The organism is Flavicella sp. IMCC45668 (assembly GCF_057219105.1).
In genome coordinates, this window is sequence record NZ_CM170114.1 from 1,916,768 (window position 1) to 1,936,627 (window position 19,860).

Annotated in this window: 9 protein-coding genes; 1 reads left to right on the forward strand and 8 read right to left on the reverse strand. The window is 35.1% G+C overall.

The genetic code is table 11. From position 1 onward, the window contains the following. Positions 1-346 precede the first annotated feature (346 nt). The 8 genes from AC2DZ0_RS08090 to AC2DZ0_RS08125 all read right to left on the reverse strand — a co-directional run bounded on the left by AC2DZ0_RS08090 (position 347) and on the right by AC2DZ0_RS08125 (position 18,117). A complete protein-coding gene (locus tag AC2DZ0_RS08090; RefSeq protein WP_484641161.1) occupies positions 347-2,860 on the reverse strand; it encodes a glycoside hydrolase family 2 TIM barrel-domain containing protein in 2,514 nt (837 codons plus the stop codon). 18 nt (positions 2,861-2,878) lie between these two features. After that, positions 2,879-4,666 (reverse strand): arylsulfatase, encoded by a 1,788-nt coding sequence (locus tag AC2DZ0_RS08095; RefSeq protein WP_484641162.1) that lies wholly within the window; start codon positions 4,664-4,666, stop codon positions 2,879-2,881. A 272-nt stretch (positions 4,667-4,938) separates the two neighbouring features. Continuing rightward, a complete protein-coding gene (locus AC2DZ0_RS08100) occupies positions 4,939-6,306 on the reverse strand; it encodes a sialate O-acetylesterase (RefSeq protein ID WP_484641164.1) in 1,368 nt (455 codons plus the stop codon). A 72-nt stretch (positions 6,307-6,378) separates the two neighbouring features. Then, positions 6,379-8,970, reverse strand: coding sequence for a VPS10 domain-containing protein (locus AC2DZ0_RS08105; RefSeq protein WP_484641165.1), 2,592 nt, complete (start codon positions 8,968-8,970; stop codon positions 6,379-6,381). Beyond that, a complete protein-coding gene (locus AC2DZ0_RS08110) occupies positions 8,952-11,561 on the reverse strand; it encodes a WD40/YVTN/BNR-like repeat-containing protein (RefSeq protein ID WP_484641166.1) in 2,610 nt (869 codons plus the stop codon). Before AC2DZ0_RS08110 ends, AC2DZ0_RS08105 begins: the two co-directional genes overlap by 19 nt. A 7-nt stretch (positions 11,562-11,568) precedes the next feature. Continuing rightward, positions 11,569-12,792 carry an SGNH/GDSL hydrolase family protein gene (locus AC2DZ0_RS08115; RefSeq protein WP_484641168.1) on the reverse strand — a complete coding sequence of 408 codons (1,224 nt, stop codon included), beginning with the start codon at positions 12,790-12,792 and terminating at the stop codon, positions 11,569-11,571. Positions 12,793-12,796: 4 nt separating this feature from the next. Next, complete coding sequence (locus tag AC2DZ0_RS08120; protein ID WP_484641169.1) at positions 12,797-14,425, reverse strand: sulfatase-like hydrolase/transferase; 1,629 nt, start codon at positions 14,423-14,425, stop codon at positions 12,797-12,799. Then, entirely contained in the window at positions 14,425-18,117 is a 3,693-nt protein-coding gene (locus AC2DZ0_RS08125) for a VPS10 domain-containing protein (RefSeq protein ID WP_484641171.1), read from the reverse strand. Before AC2DZ0_RS08125 ends, AC2DZ0_RS08120 begins: the two co-directional genes overlap by 1 nt. Before the next feature lie 585 nt (positions 18,118-18,702). On the opposite strand from AC2DZ0_RS08125, the gene AC2DZ0_RS08130 reads away from it, so the two are divergent. After that, positions 18,703-19,827: a LamG domain-containing protein gene (locus AC2DZ0_RS08130; RefSeq protein WP_484641172.1), complete on the forward strand. Its 1,125-nt coding sequence runs from the start codon at positions 18,703-18,705 to the stop codon at positions 19,825-19,827. Positions 19,828-19,860: the final 33 nt, after the last annotated feature.

Here is a 19,860-nt window from a genome sequence, read left to right on the forward strand (position 1 = left end):
TCATATGTTTGATAGGCCCTAACAAATGTTTTGTGAAAAGAATAAAAAACGAAACCACTATATAGTTAAGATATATACAGTGAGGTAATTTAAACTATAGTCAATGTTGTTTTTTATCAGCTTTTAAAGGCGCTTAGTTTATATCATTCAAAAGAACTTTCAGGAATACTCGCACTCCATATTTTTTTTAACGTTAAATACTTTTTCCCTAAACACTCCAGCACAGGAATTATTCTTCTTTTCATTTCATTATTACAGAATTCAAATTACCCAAAGATATACTATTGCACAAAAAAAGCATCTTTTAAAATTAAAAGATGCTTTAGTCTAGGACAATTTCGAATGTCTATTTTACTTCTATTAACAAGGTGTTACTTTTCAAACCATCTGCCTTCGCAGATATTAAATTAACCCCACTAACATTTCGTTTAGACTGAACTAACAATAAAGCTTTCCCATTGGAAGTCTCCAAAGATTTAGATTTAAAATCCTGGATATTTTTCACAGAACCATTATCTACTCCTAACGAGGTCAATTTACCATCTACCGTAAAAGTAATTTTAGCTTCTTCTGCAGAAACCTCATTTCCGTCTTTATCAATTAATTGCGCTACAACATGCGCAACATCATACCCATCACTTTTCAAGGTTGGATTATCGATAGTTAGTTTAATTCTAACGGGTTTAGATGTTGTTTTTAAAGTAGAAGAAACCCCTTCACCATTGTTTACGGCTTTCACAGACAACACACCTGGTTGAAAAGGCACTACCCAACGTAAAATTCTATCGGGGCTTCCGCTTAATGACCTAAATCCTAAAGATTTTCCATTTAAAAACAACTCTGCTTTTGGCATATTGCAAGGAACTTCAACCACCACAAGTTCTCCTTCTTTATAATTCCATTTTTTCTGAGCTTTATGGTTATTCCACTTTAATTTTTTTGTTGGAATATTTAATTTTCCACTTAACGCATCATAAAATGTAGAATCCGTCAATGTATAGGTTCCGATGGCAACATGTGGTTCATCAACCCAAATACTTTTAAAATGATCCCAACCTATTTTTTCAAAGCCTGCAAAATCAAGGATATCTCCATCCCAACCTTTTTGCGGCCATTTTTCATGAGCTTCTCCCATATAATCTATCCCTGTCCACATATACATACTGTAAACCATTGGGTCCTCAATAATTGAATTCCATTCCTCCCAAGTACCTGAATTTTCATTTCCTGTAAAATGCATTTCTGGATAATTTTTCTTACTCCAGTCGTATTGGTTTATTTGATAACTAAATCCAACAATATCTAATGCTGCTGCATACCCACTTGCTAAACTAGCCACAGGTATAATTAAATTCGCTGTAATCGGTCTTGTAGTATCTACTTCTTTTGCCCAAGTAGACAAACGTTTTGCTGTCTCAGCCAATTTATATTTTCTATCAGGTAGCGCATTATATCTATCCTTCATTTCTTTGGCTGTTAATTGAGGTATTCTATTCCAATAACCACCAGTACCTGGATCCCATAAACCACTAACATGTTTGTAATCTTTATAAGTCCATTCTATTTCATTTCCTATACTCCACTCAAAAATTGCAGGGTGGTTTCTGTCCCTCAACATAGCTCTTTTCAAATCACTTTCTCCCCATTTCTGAAAATGCTCCGTGTAACCTGTTGTAATATAATCACTTTCTCTTTCAATCATATTCCAACGTTTATCCTTTGGATTATCAAATTCGTCAAAAATTTCAGCTTGGACTAACATTCCCATTTCATCACATAAATCTAAAAACTCTTGAGAAAAAGGATTGTGAGAAGTTCTAATCGCATTGACACCAGCCGCTTGCAATTTTTCTAAACGTCTTCTCCACACTCCCTTTGGAACAGCTGCTCCAACCAATCCACCATCATGATGAATACAAACTCCTTTCACAAAAATATTCTCACCATTTAAGGTTAACCCTTTTTCCTTATTATGAATAAATTTTCTAATCCCAAAAGTAGTTGTAAACGTATCAACCTCTTCTCCATTCAATAATATTGACGTTTCCGCTTTATATAAATGAGGAGAAACTGTATTCCACAACTGAGGACTTTCAACATTTATTACTTGACTAAACTCAGACTTATTTCTTCCTCTTACTCGTTGTTTTTTTGAAACTACACCTACAACTTTCCCTTCAGGGTTCAGTATTTTAGTTTTTAGCACAAAAGACTTGGATGCCTTATTTTGATTTTCAACTTCTAAAGCAATATGAACCTCCGCTCTGTTTTGGTTCACAACAGGTGTTGTTACGAAACCACCCCATATTGGGATATGCAATTTATCTACAGAAACTAATTTTACATTTCTATAAATACCACTTCCAGAATACCAACGGCTGTCAGCGTATCTAGAATGATCTACATGTACCGTTAAAACATTGTCGGATCCGTCTGTCTTTAAATATTTAGTCAACTCAAAATAAGAAGGAGAATAACCATAAGGATTCTCTCCTAACAACTTTCCATTCAACCAAAAAGTAGCATTGTTATAAACACCATCAAATAAAACATAAAACGATTGTTTTTTTACATCTCCAGGAGTTTTAAAATGTTTTTGGTACAAACCAACTCCTCCGGGTAAATACCCTGTACACCCTTCAAGTTTTTCACTAAAAGAAGCCTCTACACTCCAGTCATGAGGGAGTCTTATAGCTCTCCATTTTTCATCATTTAAAGGTAGCTCTGTAGGTAGTTTTGTTTCTTCTACCAGATTAAACTTCCAATCAAAGTTAAAATCACTTTCTCTTTCTTGACCTTTCGAAACCTGTAACGTGAAGATTGTGAAACACAATAACGACAAGCATAATTTAATTCTCATTTTTTTTATTTTAATTAATTACTTTTTTCCTAAATATTTGACATACGTATAGTAAACACCATACTTATTTTTTTCTTCAATAAAATCATTCACAAGAAATGTTTTTCCTATTGACAAGCGCACTTTAAAAGTGACAGCTTCATCAGTATTGTGAATCTTCTTTTCATGTATTTGATTCTGAATCTTAAGGATTGCCTTTTCTGGGTGTATTGTTTCATATTCAAACAAGCCTTTTGGATTCACGTTTGGAATCCCCCAAATTGGTCCCCTACATTCTAGAGGCCATCTTCTTAACTGAATCTCATACAAACCTTCTCTTTCTACCCTTAATGCATGAGTATTGTTCTTATTTTTAACTCCTGCCGCAACTTGCTCACATTTCCAAATTCCTCCATCTTCACCAATTGCATGCTGAATTGTTAATTTAATTTGCGCTTGTTTGTCATTGCCTATTACTTGAGTTGGTAATTCGCTGTACTCAGAATTCTGTTTCGTTTTATTAAGAAAACGGACATTTTCTGTCAACATCTCATCCATCAGTTCTGGATAATTGTCCGCTAGGTTATTAGTTTGTTTCGGATCCTTTTCAATATTGTATAACTTTTCTCCACTTATCAATCTCCATTCGTTTTTCATGATACATGTCTGATCAACATCCTTGGGCTGTCGCCAATCCTGACGGTGATGAACAAAAGCAATTCTTGATGCATCTTTATCCTTTTGGTTTGTTAATACATTCGAAAAATCTATACCGTCAAACGAGACCTCACTTGGAACTTCTAAATCGCATAAATTAGCTAAGGTTGGAATCAAATCAACATGTGCAGTCAATGTCTCTACATCTTTACCTCCAGAAATGCCTCCCCCAGGCCAACGTATAAAAAAAGGAACACGATGTCCACCTTCTTGTTTGCTTCCTTTAATTCCTCTATACCCTTTATTATATCCTAAAGTACCATCATTACTGTAACCGAACCTAGTTCCGTTATCACTCATGAATATCAAGATGGTATTATCTAACAATTTTTTATCCGCCAAATATTGATAAAACTTTCCAAAATTCTCATCAATGTTCGCAATCATTCCATACAGATTGGCACTAATAATTTTTTCACCTTCTAACGCTCTATAAGGTTTCGCATATTTTTCATCAACAATCAGAGGATCATGCGGTGCATTTGTTGGTAAATAAACAAAAAACGGGCTTTCTTTATTTTCTTCAATAAAATCTATGGTTTCCTTAAACCACACATCTGTACAATATCCTTCAAACTGTTCCGGTTTATTATTTCTATAATACACATCATTGAAATAACTGTTGCCCCAATAATCAGATAATTCACCTACACCACCAGCCAGATGATGTACGGCCGTATCGAACCCCATATCTGTGGGTCTTAACGGATAATTATCTCCTAGATGCCATTTACCAAACAACCCCGTTTTATACCCATTACTTTTAAATGCCTCTGCTATGTTAAAGGTATTTTCAGTTAACATATCTCTTCCTTTAAAGGTAGCCCAAGCCCCATTATTAATTGGATACTTACCGGTAACTATTGCAGCACGTGTTGGTGTACATAATGGGCTAACGTGAAAATCTGTAAGTCTAATTGCCTCTTCGTAAAAAGCATCAATATTTGGTGTCTTTAACCAAGGATTCCCCATACATCCTAAATCTCCAATTCCAAGATCGTCTGTTAAAATCAAGATTACATTGGGAGGATTATTTTTTGTGGTTGCATTTATTGCGTGATACATAAATGAAATCATCAAGCAACAAAGAATAATTTTAGACACTTTCATAGGATTAGAGTTTAGTTGGATAAAACTACTTAATTCAATCTATTAGCATTAGAACAAATCACTCAAAAAACAGAAGATTTTCTTTATACAACACAGTTTTCCCTAGACAAAAACTAAACATTTATATATCTCCCCAAAAACAAGAAACTCTGAACGTTCAAAACGTCCAGAGTTCTATGAAAATTTTAATTTCAATGTTTCTAAAAAACTAGATGAAAAAGTGACTGTTTTTTGTCTTTACAACCATCACTGCATAAAAGTCGTATACTATTTTAATAGTCGATGCCAGTAAAAATATCCTTCCATGATTGACTACTAAAACAGGATGCAGGCAATCCAGCAGTATTAAATAAAGAACCTTCAACATAAGAACTCCAAGCATAACGTACATGTAATGGTTTTGGTACCTGCTCTGAAACCACTTCTAAGCAAGCTCCCTTCTTAGTTATTTTAGCCGTTGCCGGATAAAATATACCGTCCACGCCAGCTAATTCAAAATCTTTCAAAGGTTTGCCCAGACTTGTAAGTCCGTTTCCGGTTTCATCAAAAAATACGGTCACCTTATTTCCTTTTATCATTTTTGATTTGTAAACAGGTCCATTACAAGTAATTCCCTTAATTCCATAATCGTTATATAATGCTAAAAGAGCCAAGCGTTCTCCTACTTCCTTTTTTTTAGGAGGATGAATTCTCGTTTTATATCCAACATCGTTAATCACAGCCATTCCTGTTTTTGGAACTGTTGACCTTGTTTTTAGTTGTGCCTGTTGAATTCCGACCCATCCATTACCACCAGAACCATAGGGGGCTAATTGCACAAAATAAAAAGGATAATCTCCTTGTTTCCATTGAGTTCTCCAATTTTTAATCATTGCAGGAAATAATCTTGAATATTGTTCCGGATTCCATCTATTTCCTTCTCCTTGATACCAAATTGAACCTTTTATGGTAAAAGGTATTAAAGGATTGATCATTCCATTAAATAAAACGGCCGGGGATTTAGTATTTACTTTTTGAGTAGAAGCATTTTTAAACTCTGGAAATTCACTATCTAAAATATCTTTTGAAGTCCAAGCTTGTACAGGAGTTCCCCCAACATTACTAGAAATTAATCCTACAGGTACACCTAAAGATTCTTGAATCATATTTCCGAAAAAATAAGCTACAGCACTAAATTCAGCTGCAGTTTTAGGGTTAGCAACATCCCATTGACCTCCACATTCATTTAAAGGTATATTGCTCACTGCTTTTTTAACATTAAAAAATCGCAATTGAGCATTTGTACTTTTTAATATTGCTTCGTTGCTTCCTTCAATATGTTGACCTGGTCCTCCTTTAAGCTTCATTGCCATATTAGACTGCCCTCCGCATAGCCAAACCTCACCCAAAAGAATATCATCTAATAGAATTTTCTTAGATCCTTCTACCAGCAGTGTATATGGACCACCTGCTTTTCCTGTTTTTATGATTGTATTCCAAACTCCTTTAGAATCAGTTTTGGTCTTAGCGGCTTCTCCCCAACTACTAGAAATGGAAATTAATTTATTAGGTTTATCAACTCCCCAAATATTCACTTCGGTATTCCGCTGCAACACCATGTGATCTTGAAATACCGAAGCAATCTTTGTTTGTGATGACATGTTTAGACACCCAACAAACACCAACACATAACTCAACACGTTTTTTATCATCATAAACTAATTAAGAAACGACTATTCAGACCAGCCTTTATCTGTCCCTTTTAAATAACCAATTGCCCAACCACTACCTTTTTGAGAACACCAAAAAACATCCTCTCTATAGGGATCCGGCTTTATATCCACAATTCTATCATGTTGCCCCAAACCATTATTTACTTTGGTCCAAGAGACACCTCCATCTAAAGATAGGTAAGCGCCTGGATTTAATTTAGATTTTGAGTTTTTCGTTTTTGGTGGCAGAGGAGCCGAAACAGTCATAATTTTAGAATTTACGGGTGATGTTTCACATTGCCAAACATAAGGCATGTCAAATATTTTTTCCCATGACTTTCCATGATTTTTACTTCTCCATACACCGCCGCCTTTGTCGGTTGCAGCTTCATTTCCACATGAAATAAATAGATATTTCGTATTTCTATCGATAAACACATTATTCACAAATTCAATTTCATCGGGTATCGAAACTTCAATCCATAAACCACCTTTATTGGTAGATTTAAACAATCCTCCATTCTCACTATTTACAGCGGTATATAGGGTTTCAGAATTATCTGGATCAAGTACTAATCTTCTAACACTATAAGCTTCAGGAAATCCGTTATTGATTAATTCCCAATGATAACCACCATCAGAAGATCGATAAAACCCATAATCCCCTTTAGTCAATTCCGTTGCATAAGGTCCAGACACCTGAGAAATTGGTTTTCTGGTTGCGCAAAAATACATGTTATTTGGGTTTACCGGGTCTATTGTTAAAGAGTTAACAAAAACCAACCTCATATGAGTCGGTACATCTGCATCAAAAATAGTGGCAATATTTTCCCAAGTTTTACCACCATCAGTAGACTTTCTAACCTTCCCTCTATTATTTTGTCGATATGAGATAAAAAAGATAATATTTGGATCCTGAGGATGCACTGCTACCGTACCTGCAGAGTGAGAACCTCCATGATGAATTTGGCCTTCTATTTGTGTCACAGCAACATCCATTTTATCAGCATGATCCCCCAAAGGTGCCGTTTGCCAAAGACCATGCTCTCCACTACAAAATAAATATCTATCTTTTATTCCTGTCTCTAACAACATAGTTCTCCCGGGTAAATTACTACCACCTCTACCAATCCAGTTTTTACTACCTGGTTTGCTTTCATCATCATCAATCTGTTTCCAAGTATTCCCGCCATCGTTTGATGCCAATATTTGTTGGTCTAAACATATATACGGAGTTCCATCTACACTTAATTCTAAAAACCTATTACCCCACGATTCTTCTTTCCTATCCATTTCAGGTTGCATATGAGCAAAAGTTGTATTCATATTCACATCATTGCCTCTAGATTTCCAATAAGCTTTATCTTTTCCGTCAATCCAATATTTTCCTTCTCGTACAGCAGCTTTCCATGTACGCCCACCATCTTCAGATTTCCAAACACCACCAGGCAAAAAGGCCTTATCGTGTTTGCTATTGTGAGAAAGATAGATTTCATTTTTATCTTTTGGGTTTACCTGAATCCGATGCCAAACATCCAAAACCTTTGTTGGATACTTAGGATGTTTTGATCGAATAGACTTTGTATTCGTTTGAAACCAATATGCAACAGAATTCCAATATTTATTCTGCAAAGTTTTACTTGATATTTGACTCATATCTACTGCCAAATCTCCGGTAATATTCTGCCATGATTTTCCGCTATCTAAACTTTTAAAAACTCCTCCTTGAGTTTTCACAGTACTTCCACTTCCAATAAAAGCCGTTTGTTCAACCAAATACAAAACGAATTCCTTTGATTTTTTATCATAATAAAAATCCAAATCCCTAGGTCTATTTACAGGCAATCCTTTTGCGCTCATCTCCCAAGTAACTCCTTGATCAATACTCCTAAACAAGCCTTCATTTGTTGCTGCTATAAGAACATCAGAATCGTTAGGATCTACTACAATTCTTCCAACATCAATTTTAGGTGAATTGCCTACCTTAAACTTCTCCCAAGTACGTCCCTTGTCTCTACTGCGATAAATTGAATTTTTATTCGTTTTTCCAGCTTGGCCATTTTGATGACGCCAATTCTTTTTCACATTCCAAAAATCACCAGGACCGACATACCAATTTCTATCATTAGAAGGGTCAACAACAACCACTGAATGACGACCTTTAAAAGTTTCTATTTCCTTCCAACTTCTACCTCTATCTAAGGTTTTATAAAGTTTTCCTCCGCCGGAAATTGACAATCCAAAATCAGCATCCTGATAAGAAAAGGCAAAATTACGCATCCTTGCCAAGTCTTTTCCCGTGCCATTTGGATCTTTAACCGTTTTCCAACTTTTTCCTCCATCCCAAGAACCATAGGTATTATACATATCCGGAGACATCATAATTACATTTTTATCCGTTGGATGACACCAAAATTCTTCACAATAACCCGACATCCCTGGACCAACTTGCCTCCATTGCACCAAATCTTCAGAGTCTACTTCTTTTGAGTGCAGTTTTTTAAAATATTTTTTATCTAATTGCGCATGACTCATAAATGAACCCAGCAAAAAAAACACAAATAGCGTTACTGCTTGCTTTATCAATTGATTCCTTATTTTTCTTGTAACCATCCTTCTTTACTTCCGTTTAAATAAGCAATAGACCAAGCGCTACCCCAAGATGCACACCACAAAACATTTTTATTATATGGATCTGGTTTTACATCTACTATTTTATTTGGTTGTCCCAATCCATTATTTATTTTAGACCAACTTTTTGCTCCATCTGTTGTAAGGTATACCCCAGGATTCTTAAATTTAGTAGCATAATGCCCCGCTACGCTGATTACAATTAAATCCTCATCTACTGGAGATGATTCCACTTGCCATACAAAAGGGGCTTTAAAAATTTGTTCCCATTTTTTTCCATTGTTTTTACTCCTCCAAACTCCACCTTCTTCATAAGTCCCGTTTTTTCTTCCTGTGGCGATAAAAATATTTTTATTATTTCTATCAATAAAAACATTATTTACAGCTTTTATCATAGAAGGAATTTTAACTTTCTTCCAAGAATCTCCTTTGTTGGTAGATTTATATAACCCACCTTTATTGTCATTGGTTGCCGCGTAAATAACATTTGGATTCTTTGGGTCCAATTTTATTCTTCTCACACTCGCCCCACTATGGAAACCTTCATTACTCATTTCCCAAGAGTATCCACCATCAAACGAACGATAAAACCCAAGACCTCCTTTTGTTAATTTTGCGATACCATTTCCTACTTCCGCAATTGGCTTTTTAATAGTACAGAAATACATATTTTTAGGATTCTTTGGATCAATAGTCAAGGAATATTGTGGTACCAACCCTTGATAAGATGGATTACTCCCTTCTAAGATTGTGGAAATATTCTCCCAAGTTTTCCCTCCATCTGTACTTCTTCTTAGTTTCCCTCTATGTTCTTGTCTCCAAGCCAATAAGTACAATGTATTTGGATCATTTGGATGTACTGCAACTGTTGATGCCGAGTGTAAACCATGATTTTTATGATGATCATGTACCTGACCTTCTATTTGCTCAACTGCAACCGCTTGTTGGTCTGGCCAACCATCTAAATCAGTTGTTTGCCATAATCCATGTTCTCCACTACACAACAGCCTTCTAGACTTAATTCCTGTCTCATGCAACATAAATCTTCCTGGTAAATCACTGGCACCTCTACCAATCCATTTATTACTCCCAGGAGAAGTTTCATAATCATCTATTTGACTCCATGACTTTCCATTATTATCTGATCTTAACGTTTGCTGATCAATGCCTATAAAAACGTCTCCTTTGGAATTAATCGCTAACATTCTATTTCCTGATCTTGCAGGCTGATTGTTCATATAGGTTTGTAAATGTGCAAACTCAACATTTGTACCTACCGAATTCCCTCTACTTTTCCAATAAGCATCATCTTTTCCTCCACGCCAATACATCCCTTGTCTAGCGCAAATCGTCCATGTTTTCCCTCCATCCTCAGTTTTCACTAAATCTCCAGGACCAAATGTTTTATCATGTTTTTTATTAAAAGCTAAATATATCTCATTACTATTTGTAGGATTGATTACCATTCTATTATAAACAGACAGTGTTTTAGTAGGCAGTTTTCTCAAACTCTTTTTTATTTCCTTTTTAGAAATCCCAAACCAATTGGCAATAGTATTATAATACCTATCCTTTTCTGGAGAGAAGGAAATTTTATTCATATCAAAATATAAGTTCCCTGTAATATCCTCCCAAGATTTCCCTTCATTTGTACTTTTGTAAACACCACCCTTTGCCGTAGTAGTATTCCCTGATTTTTGATAAACCGTTTGCTCTACCAAATACAGCTCAAAAGCACCTGTTTTCTCATTATAAAAAGAAGTAAAATCTCGTGGTAAATCATTCGGTAACCCTTTATTTATAGACTTCCATTTTTTACCGCCATCCGTTGTTTTATAAACACCATAATTAGTAGCTATAAAAACGACCTTTGTGTCTTTAGGATGATAAACAATTCTTGCTACATCTAAATTTTCAGAGATATTAGTTGCAATTTTTGTAAAAGATTTCCCTCCGTTAGTCGTTTTTAGAATATATCCATAACTCGATCGACTGCTATATTTTCCATGGATATTTTTCAAACTCCTGTGATTATTTTTCACATTCCAAAAATCACCAGCTCCAATCATCCATTCATCATCATTCTTTGGGTTGATTGCCATTTTAGTATGAGCATTGGTGTATTTACTTCCTTTTTTCTCTCTTTTAATTTTATAAATTTCTTTCCAATTCCTTCCCCTATTATAAGAAGTATAAACACCTCCAGCTCTTTCCAAAGCTACGCCAAAATCTGGATTTTGCTTAGAAAACACAATATCCAGAACACGCTCCATATCCCTACCATCTCCATCTGTATCTTTAAGAGTTTGCCAAGATTTTCCATTATCCCAACTTCCATAGCTCACATGCATATCTGGTCCCATAAACATGGTATTAGAATCTGTAGGATGACACCAAAATTCTTCATTATAACCTGCCATTCCAGGTCCAAATTGTTTCCAAATAATATTTTGATCCGAAACAACTCTTTCATTTTTTATTTTTTTAAAAAAACTATTTGAATTTTTAGACTTCTGAGCATTTCCAATGAAACAGAAAAGTACAGCTACTAGTGTTATTTTTATTTTATTCATAATGATATTATTTTATTATTTTATCGGACGCACCAACAACCCAAAATTGACCACAATAAAAGGAAGTTCCTTTTGCTAATTTTATGACAGTTAATGTAGCTGTATGCGCAGCGTATTCTTGTTCCTCACCATAGAAATACCGTGAAAACTTGGGAGACGGACGATTCTTATTTTTTGATTTCTTTTGACTAAAACTGTATTTTTTAGAAGTTCCACCGTCTATCTGAACCTCAACTTCAAAACCTTCCCCTATCGGAATAGTTGTAAAAGCAATATTTGTCCCCGTCCACTTTATAGTTATTTTTTCTCCAACTTTATCACATTTAATTGCAGTGCCTAATATTTTTGAAGTTCTATATTTATCATCTCTATAGACGGGATCTTTTTTTAACTGAACCAAACTCCACCCCGTGCTTCTATTTGCATTTTCAACAGATACTAATTCAGCATTTCTAAAATAATTTTCTACTAAAGGCTTTGGTAATTTGTGTTCAGCAACACTTCCTTCCTCCTCTAATTCAATAATAGATTTAGCAATTACATCTTTATAAATTTCATAGCCATCTTGAGTTGGGTGCACATTGTCCCTACAAAACACTTTTTGTCCCTTCTTTACCGAGTTTTTATTAAAAACAAAGTTTCCATTATCTAACTGCTTTACCACCTCAATACCAAAATCAATAGATGGGATATTATAATGAATAGCCGTTTTTTCAATCTTTTTACCTTCACCATGTTGTAATCCTTCTCTAAGATTGGTAATCATATTTTTTCCAACAGTATACACAAAACAGATATCTATTTTTGGATCAAATTCCCAAATTTGTCTTACCAACCCTTCATGGGCTCTTAGCCCAAACCCCGAAGAACCGTTGACACGAAACTCGATAAACACCAAATCTGGATTTAAGTTCAACAGATCTTCCTTTAACCTACAATTTGCAAAATCAGCTCCCGTGCCAGGAACCGCGGCATTGATCATTTCAAAAGAGGTTTTAGGATATTGCTTCTGAAACCAAGAAAAAGATTTTGGTCTCCAACCTTCTTGATGGGTGATACTTCCACCCAAGTAAGCTATTTTAACTGTTTTTCCCTTTTTCAATTTAGAAAAAAAGTTGGGCAAACCTCCTCTAATCCGTAACTCTTCTGTTCTGTTTGAGTTTTCTTGACTATAGGAATTCGTTTGAATGCAAAAAAAGCAAGTAATGATCCATACAATAGAATATCTCATTCCCTTATTTTAAAACCAACTTATCTACTTTACCATAACCATTCTTAGGAGCATCATGTTCAGTTTCATGTAAATCAAAATCCACAATAACTTTCTTTAATTTATCCCTTTGATCTCTGTGTTCCTTTGAAACTTTTGACCAGTCTTTAATGACAGGAAAACTTATCAAATCAGAAGGATTTACACTTACATCATACCATACATTATTACCATCTTTCATCACTAAATCTCCTCTCACAATTTGAGTACCTTTATGATAACCATAGATCCATTCTCTATGTTTTTTTTGAGTGGTTGTTAAAAAAGGAATCAAACTTTCTCCATTGATCTCATAACTTTCAGGAATTTCAACTCCTCCCAAATCTGCTATGGTTGATAACATATCAGAAATATTTACCAAAACATCTTGTTTTCCCTTTTTAGTCATATTCATCCCGGGAGCATAAATAATCAAAGGAACATGCGTTCCTTTCTGCGATACTTGCGTAGATTTTCCATAGCCACTAGTACCATTATCAGCACAGAATATAAATATGGTATTATTCTCTATCCCTAGCTCTTTCAATTTATTCATATATAACCATACTTGATAATCTAAATAATTAATATGGGTATGAATACCATCTTCGGTGATAGTTCCATGAGTATTATACCTACCATCATCACCTGTAACATGAGGTGTTACTCTAGTATACTTTTTACCATCCCAAGAAATTTTTGGGGTACCAGGCCATTTGTTGCCAGATTCTGGGTGCAAAAAATCAAATGCATCATGCCCTAAATGACTCGTATGATATACAAAGAAAGGCTCTTTTGACTTTTCTTTTCTTTCCATAAAATCAAAAATATATTCCAGTTCTATATCTGGACCAAACGTACTCAAGCCAAAATTCTTTTTAGATTTTTTGTCATTTGGCCACCATTCTAATTCTTTTTTAGCGTCAGGATGATTCATTAACTGCACATGAGGCTTCCAATACCAGCCAGATTGAACATAACTTTTTTGAGTCAAAGGTTTGTTTGTGTCTGCATTATATATTTTCTTCTTTCCATTTACTTTTCTTGTTTCTAATCTAAAATCGGTTGTATGGATGGCTTTGTTGTAAGAGCCCTCTCCAGGAGTAAAACAACCTTCATCAAAAGGAAAACCGGAGATATTCATCTGAGTTTTACCTCCCCAAAAGGTAACATATCCACCTTTTTTTGCTACATGTGCAATGGTATGAGGTGAACTATCAAACAAATCCCATGTTCCTTTTCCACTAGGCGACTTACCTTTGTCCTTATTATGCCACCATTTATGCTTGTGTGCATATCTTCCCGTCATCATCATAGCTCTACTTGGACCACAAACTGTTGCTGCCCAGGCCGTTTCAATATAAACACCCTCTTTTGCTAATCGGTTTAAATTTGGTGTTTTTGCCCGATACTTTTCATCTTGCGTATCTCCTCCTTTTAACTCCTCTCCTTTAGGTAAACTCCAAGTATCACTACCATAAATTGGCAATTCTCTCGCACTAATATCATCAGCAAACAACAAAATTATATTCGGTTTCTTTTGCGCCTTTCCAATTACGACAGTTAAAATCAAAGCAAGGACAAAAAGTCCAACTATTTTGTTTCTATTTTTCATCAGTTCATTATAATTATTTGTCTTAATACTAGTTTCGAATTACTGCGTAACGTTATTATATAAGTTCCCTTATCTAGAGAGGATACATCGATAAATTTTTGGTTTAAAACCCCTCTTCTAAAAATCTTACCGGTTGTGTTTACAATACTATACTCCGCATCTTTAGCATCTAGATTATGCAAGTATAACTTACCATTTCTTATGGGATTTGGATAAACATATGTTTTGGTAGTATCTGCGGAATAAACCTCATTTATAGACAAATTATCAGAAGGTAATATTGCTTTATACCAAGCACTTCCCCAACCTGCACACCAAAGAATATTTTCATCAACTGGATCTGGTTTCAAATCTACAACTCGATCAGAATGAGCTAAACCTCTATTTATTTTTTTCCATGTAACACCGGCGTCCTGTGACAAATACACTCCTGGATTTAAAAACTCACCAGTCATCGTAGGTATTTGAGCTGCAACAGAAATTGTAATAATATCGGAATTTACAGGGGATACCTCTGCCTGCCAAACATAAGGTGCTTCAAATATTCGTTCCCAATTTTCTCCCTCATCAGTACTTTTCCAAACACCTCCACCTTCAATTGTTCCTGAGCGTGACCCTGTACAGATAAACATATCTTTTGTGTTTCTATCAATAAAAATATTGTTTACTGATTTGATTGCACTTGGAAGCGTCATTTCGGAAAAATTCACGGCTCCATCTATTGATTTATATAATCCCCCTGAATCATTGGTCCCCCATTGATTCATTGCAGCAAAAATTACCTGAGGATTATCTGGGTGCATTGCTATTCTGTGGATACTAGATCCTTCCGGAAAATCGCCATTACTCACAGACCAATTATAACCACCATCATTAGATCTATAAACACCATACTCTCCTAAAGTTAAATCTACTCCAGCACCTCCACCTACTTCTGTTAACGGCTTATATATAGAAGTGAAATACATATTATCCGGATTCACCGGATCTATCAATAAAGAATACTGCGTCGCTACAGACTCCCATGAACCATTATCGGCATCAAATAGGGTCGCAATATTTGTCCATGTTGCTCCTCCATCTGTAGATTTTCTAACCTTACCACGATGTTCCTGCCTCCAACTTAAGAAGTAGATAATATTCGGATCATTTGGATGCACAGCCACTGTAGAAATGGAATGTGCTCCATGATTTCCACTATGATCGTGTACTTGTCCTTCTATTTGCTCAACCGCTACCGCGTCTTTATCAGGCCAATCCCCTAAATCTGTAGTTTGCCATAAACCATGCTCTCCACTGCATAGCAACTTTCTTCCTTCAATACCTGTTTCTAACAATAAAAATCTTCCTGGCAGATTCGTATTCCCTCTACCAATCCATTTATTACTCCCTTCGGCTGTTTCATCATCGTCAATTTGTGACCATGTATCACCATGATCTTCGGATCTCAATAACTGTTGGTCAATCCCAGTAAAAACATGTCCTTCAGAATTTATTGCCAACATTCTATTCCCTGAACTTTCCGTTTTATTATCCATGGCAACCTGTAAATGTGCAAAATCTACATTCGCACCTAATGGATTGTTTTTTGATTCCCAATAGCTTTTATCCGTTTCATTGATCCAATAACTTCCATTTCTAGCACAGGCAAACCAAGTAATTCCACCATCCTCTGTTTTCCATAAATCTCCAGGTCCAAAACCTTTATCATGCTTTTTATTATGAACCAAATAAATTTCGTTCTTGTCTAAAGGATTCACTTGAATTCTATTATAAACAGGAATGGTCCATGTAGGATAAGTTGTATATAGTTCCTTAGATTCTGATTTGCTAATCCCCAACCAATATGCTACAGAACGATGGTATCGATCCCTAACATTATAATCCGATATTTCCTGTAAATCCAATCCTAAATTACCTGTTATATTCTGCCAGGTCAAACCTATATCAGTACTTTTATAAATCCCACCGGAAGTAACGATTTCCGTTCCATTAGGCTCGTATTGAGTTTGCTCCATCGTATATAAAACAAATTCTTCAGTGTTTTCATTATAATAAGATGTTAAATCTCTTGGAATATCATGTGGTAGTCCTGTTCCGCTCGATATCCAGGTTTCACCTATATCTGTGCTACGAAACATTCCTTGGCTTGTTGCCATAATCATTATATTAGGATCTTTTGGGTTGAACACAATTTTCCCAACATCTAAATTAGCAGAGATATCTGTTGCAACTTTTTTCCATGTTTTCCCTTTATCAACCGTTTTCCATACATAACCATAATCGGCTCTTGAGATTATTTGTCCTTCCGGATTTGCAGCACTTCTATGGTTTTCTTTCACGTTCCAAAAATCACCAGCCCCCAAAAACCAAATATTGTCATTTGTTGGATGCACAGCTAACTTAGAATGTGCCTTCCCCATAGTAGCTAAATATGTCCAAGTCCTACCTCTATCTGTAGTCTCGAAAATTTTTCCACTATCATTCAGTCCCGTCTGATTATTATCGAATAACATTCCATAATCAGGATCTACCAAAGAGAACTCAATATCAATTACGCGTCTCAAATCTACACCAACACCATCCCAATCCTTTAAAGTTTGCCATGTTTTTCCATTATCCCATGTTCCAAAAGCAGCATGCATATCAGGACCACTAAACATCACATTCGGATCTGTTGGGTGGCACCAAAACTCCTCACAATAACCAGAAGTACCAGGACCAAATATTTTCCACTCAACATCTTCTTCAGAAAGTACTTTTTGGGTTCTAATTTTTTCAAAAAACGGCAATTCTGGAAGTGGAAAATCTAAAACTGCATAGCCTAAATCTTCTTCTATTCTCCAAATTTCTTCAAAATCAAAAGTTGTGTAGTTTGAGGATATCAAAAGATCACCTGTACTCAATCCAATAGCATTTTCATCACTTGCTCCTGAACTAATTGCATAAAATGAATTTGTTGGGGGAATTCCATTTTTCTGAGAATTATCAGGATCATTCTGTATAGTAACAATGGCATTTCCACCCGATACTGTACCATAAAAAGCAACTCTATTAATGGTGTGTTCTCCTCTGATTACACCCACGATTCCACCACAACCCCAACTACCATCAATATTAGAAGTACTGTAACAATCTTCAACAGTTTTAGTTCCTCCATTAAACATGACTCCCACAATTCCTCCGGCCCAACCACCGTTACCAACATCAATATCTCCATTCGTTGTGCTACATTTTGAAATACTTCCTCCATCTTCAAGCACACCAATAAAGGCTGCTACTCTACTGTAACCATTCGCTGAAATGGAAATATTATTCATTGCCAATTCAGACACTCGTCCACTAACAGACCCAAAAAGGCCTGTACCATCAAGTAAATCAACCGGTGGGGTTATTGTTAAATTAGAAATAGTATGTTTACCACCTAACAAACTACCGCTAAAAGAAATAGCCGCGGTTCCAATAGGTGTAAAAGCAAGTCCAGACATATCAATATCCGTTGTAATTATGAAATGTTTATCCCAATCATCACTTGTATTACTTAAATTAACAAGTTGACTGCCTTCTGATATTTGATACGGATCTACTTCTGTACCTTCTCCTCCTGCATATTGAGCAAATCCATAAAAATTGATCAACAATAGAAATAGAATTCGAACTGAAAACTTTATTACGTTTTTTAATCTCTTCATAAAACTTAGATCTAACTTATATTCAATAAGCTATATTAGATTAATTATAGGAAATTGAATATCATGTATGGTTAATTATTAGCTCGTTATGTTTAAATCAATAAATTCAACCAAAGCACCACAAAGAACATAACTTACTTTAAAACAACAACTTAAACCCTTTAACTATTTTAAGTCTAGTCTTAAACAACAATAAATAAAGAGCCTGCTGTTACCATGAACGAATCTTACTATAATCGTTTATTTTATAAAATAGAGACTATTCTTAAACTGCACTCATTTTAAAAAAAACAAGATTTACTAGAAAAAAAATAGACTATTTACGGAAAGCACAAAAGCACGTTTTTATTGAATCTCAGATAAAAAACCGATTAAATTTTCAAAACAACATCAGAACAAACAATTAGAACAACTGGAAAACCGTAAGCTTTAGTCTATGTAATTCTATAAAATAATAAAAATTATTAAAAAAATCACAAATAAAAAAAACAGTACATAAACTCAACACACCTGTAGTTTTACTCGATTTCTAGAAGAAAGAAAATAACTTTATGACAACATAAACCAATTAAACTAACCAATATTATGAGAAAACTAGCACCATTATTTTTAACAGCTTCATTTTGCGCTGTTTTGATAAGTTGTCAAGAAGCAGAAACCATTGAAAACATGAATCTAGAAGCAGAAAATTCTGTTTTACACGAAAACAAAGAAGATGTTTTGGCAAAAATGTATAATTGCCCCCTTACAGATTTAGTCCTTTTTGATAGCCCGGTCAACAATAACTTATCACAAGTCAATAGATCCAATTACGGAATGGGAAACTGGAAGTTGATTGATGAACTATCAGATGAATTTAATTACCCTGGTGGAAAATCATCTCCTGATTTTACTAATAAATGGAAACTAGGCTTTGTAAACAACTATACAGGTCCGAGTCCAACAGTATGGTCTGGGGATCAAGTTACTTTTGAAACAACCAATGGAACTAACAGAGACTTAGTTCTAAAAGCAATTCAAACAGGTACCGGAACAGCTAGAAGATTAAAATGTGGAATGCTTTCCACCAAAGCCAAAAGCAGTTACCCATTATTTCAAGAAGCTAGAGTTAAAATAAGTAATTCACAATTAGCCAATGCGGTTTGGATGTTAAGTGACGATCCAGGGACAACGGAAGAAATAGACAACCTAGAAGCATACGGACCAAGAATAAGAGCAAATGGAACCCAATGTGACTTCCCATATTTTGGAGATAGAATTCACTTGAGTCACCACACTTTTAAACAAGAAAACGGTGTTCGTTTAGATTACCAGCCCCATAAAGACACTTGGATGTCACGTAAAAAAGATAATAGTTCATGCAGTAGAGATAACGAAGTAGTCTGGAGTGAAAACTATCACTATTTTGGTGTAAAATGGGAAAGTCCTTCAAAATTAATTTATTTTATTGATGGAAAACGAGTTAAAATTATTCAAGGACTAAGAGCTGATGAAGGAATTGATCCTGAAAACTACACTACTTGTGGAGATGGGTTAACTAGAGAAATGCACATGATTATTAGTCAAGCTTCACAAGCTTGGAGATATGGTGGATTCGATGGGTTTTGGAATAGTTCGGATACAAAAACAGGTAACGACACCAAAATGAGAATCGATTGGATTCGTGTTTACTCCCCTTCTGGGAACCTCAACAAAAGGAGTTGTAATTAATAAAAACCACAAAAAAAGGAACAGTCATCTGTT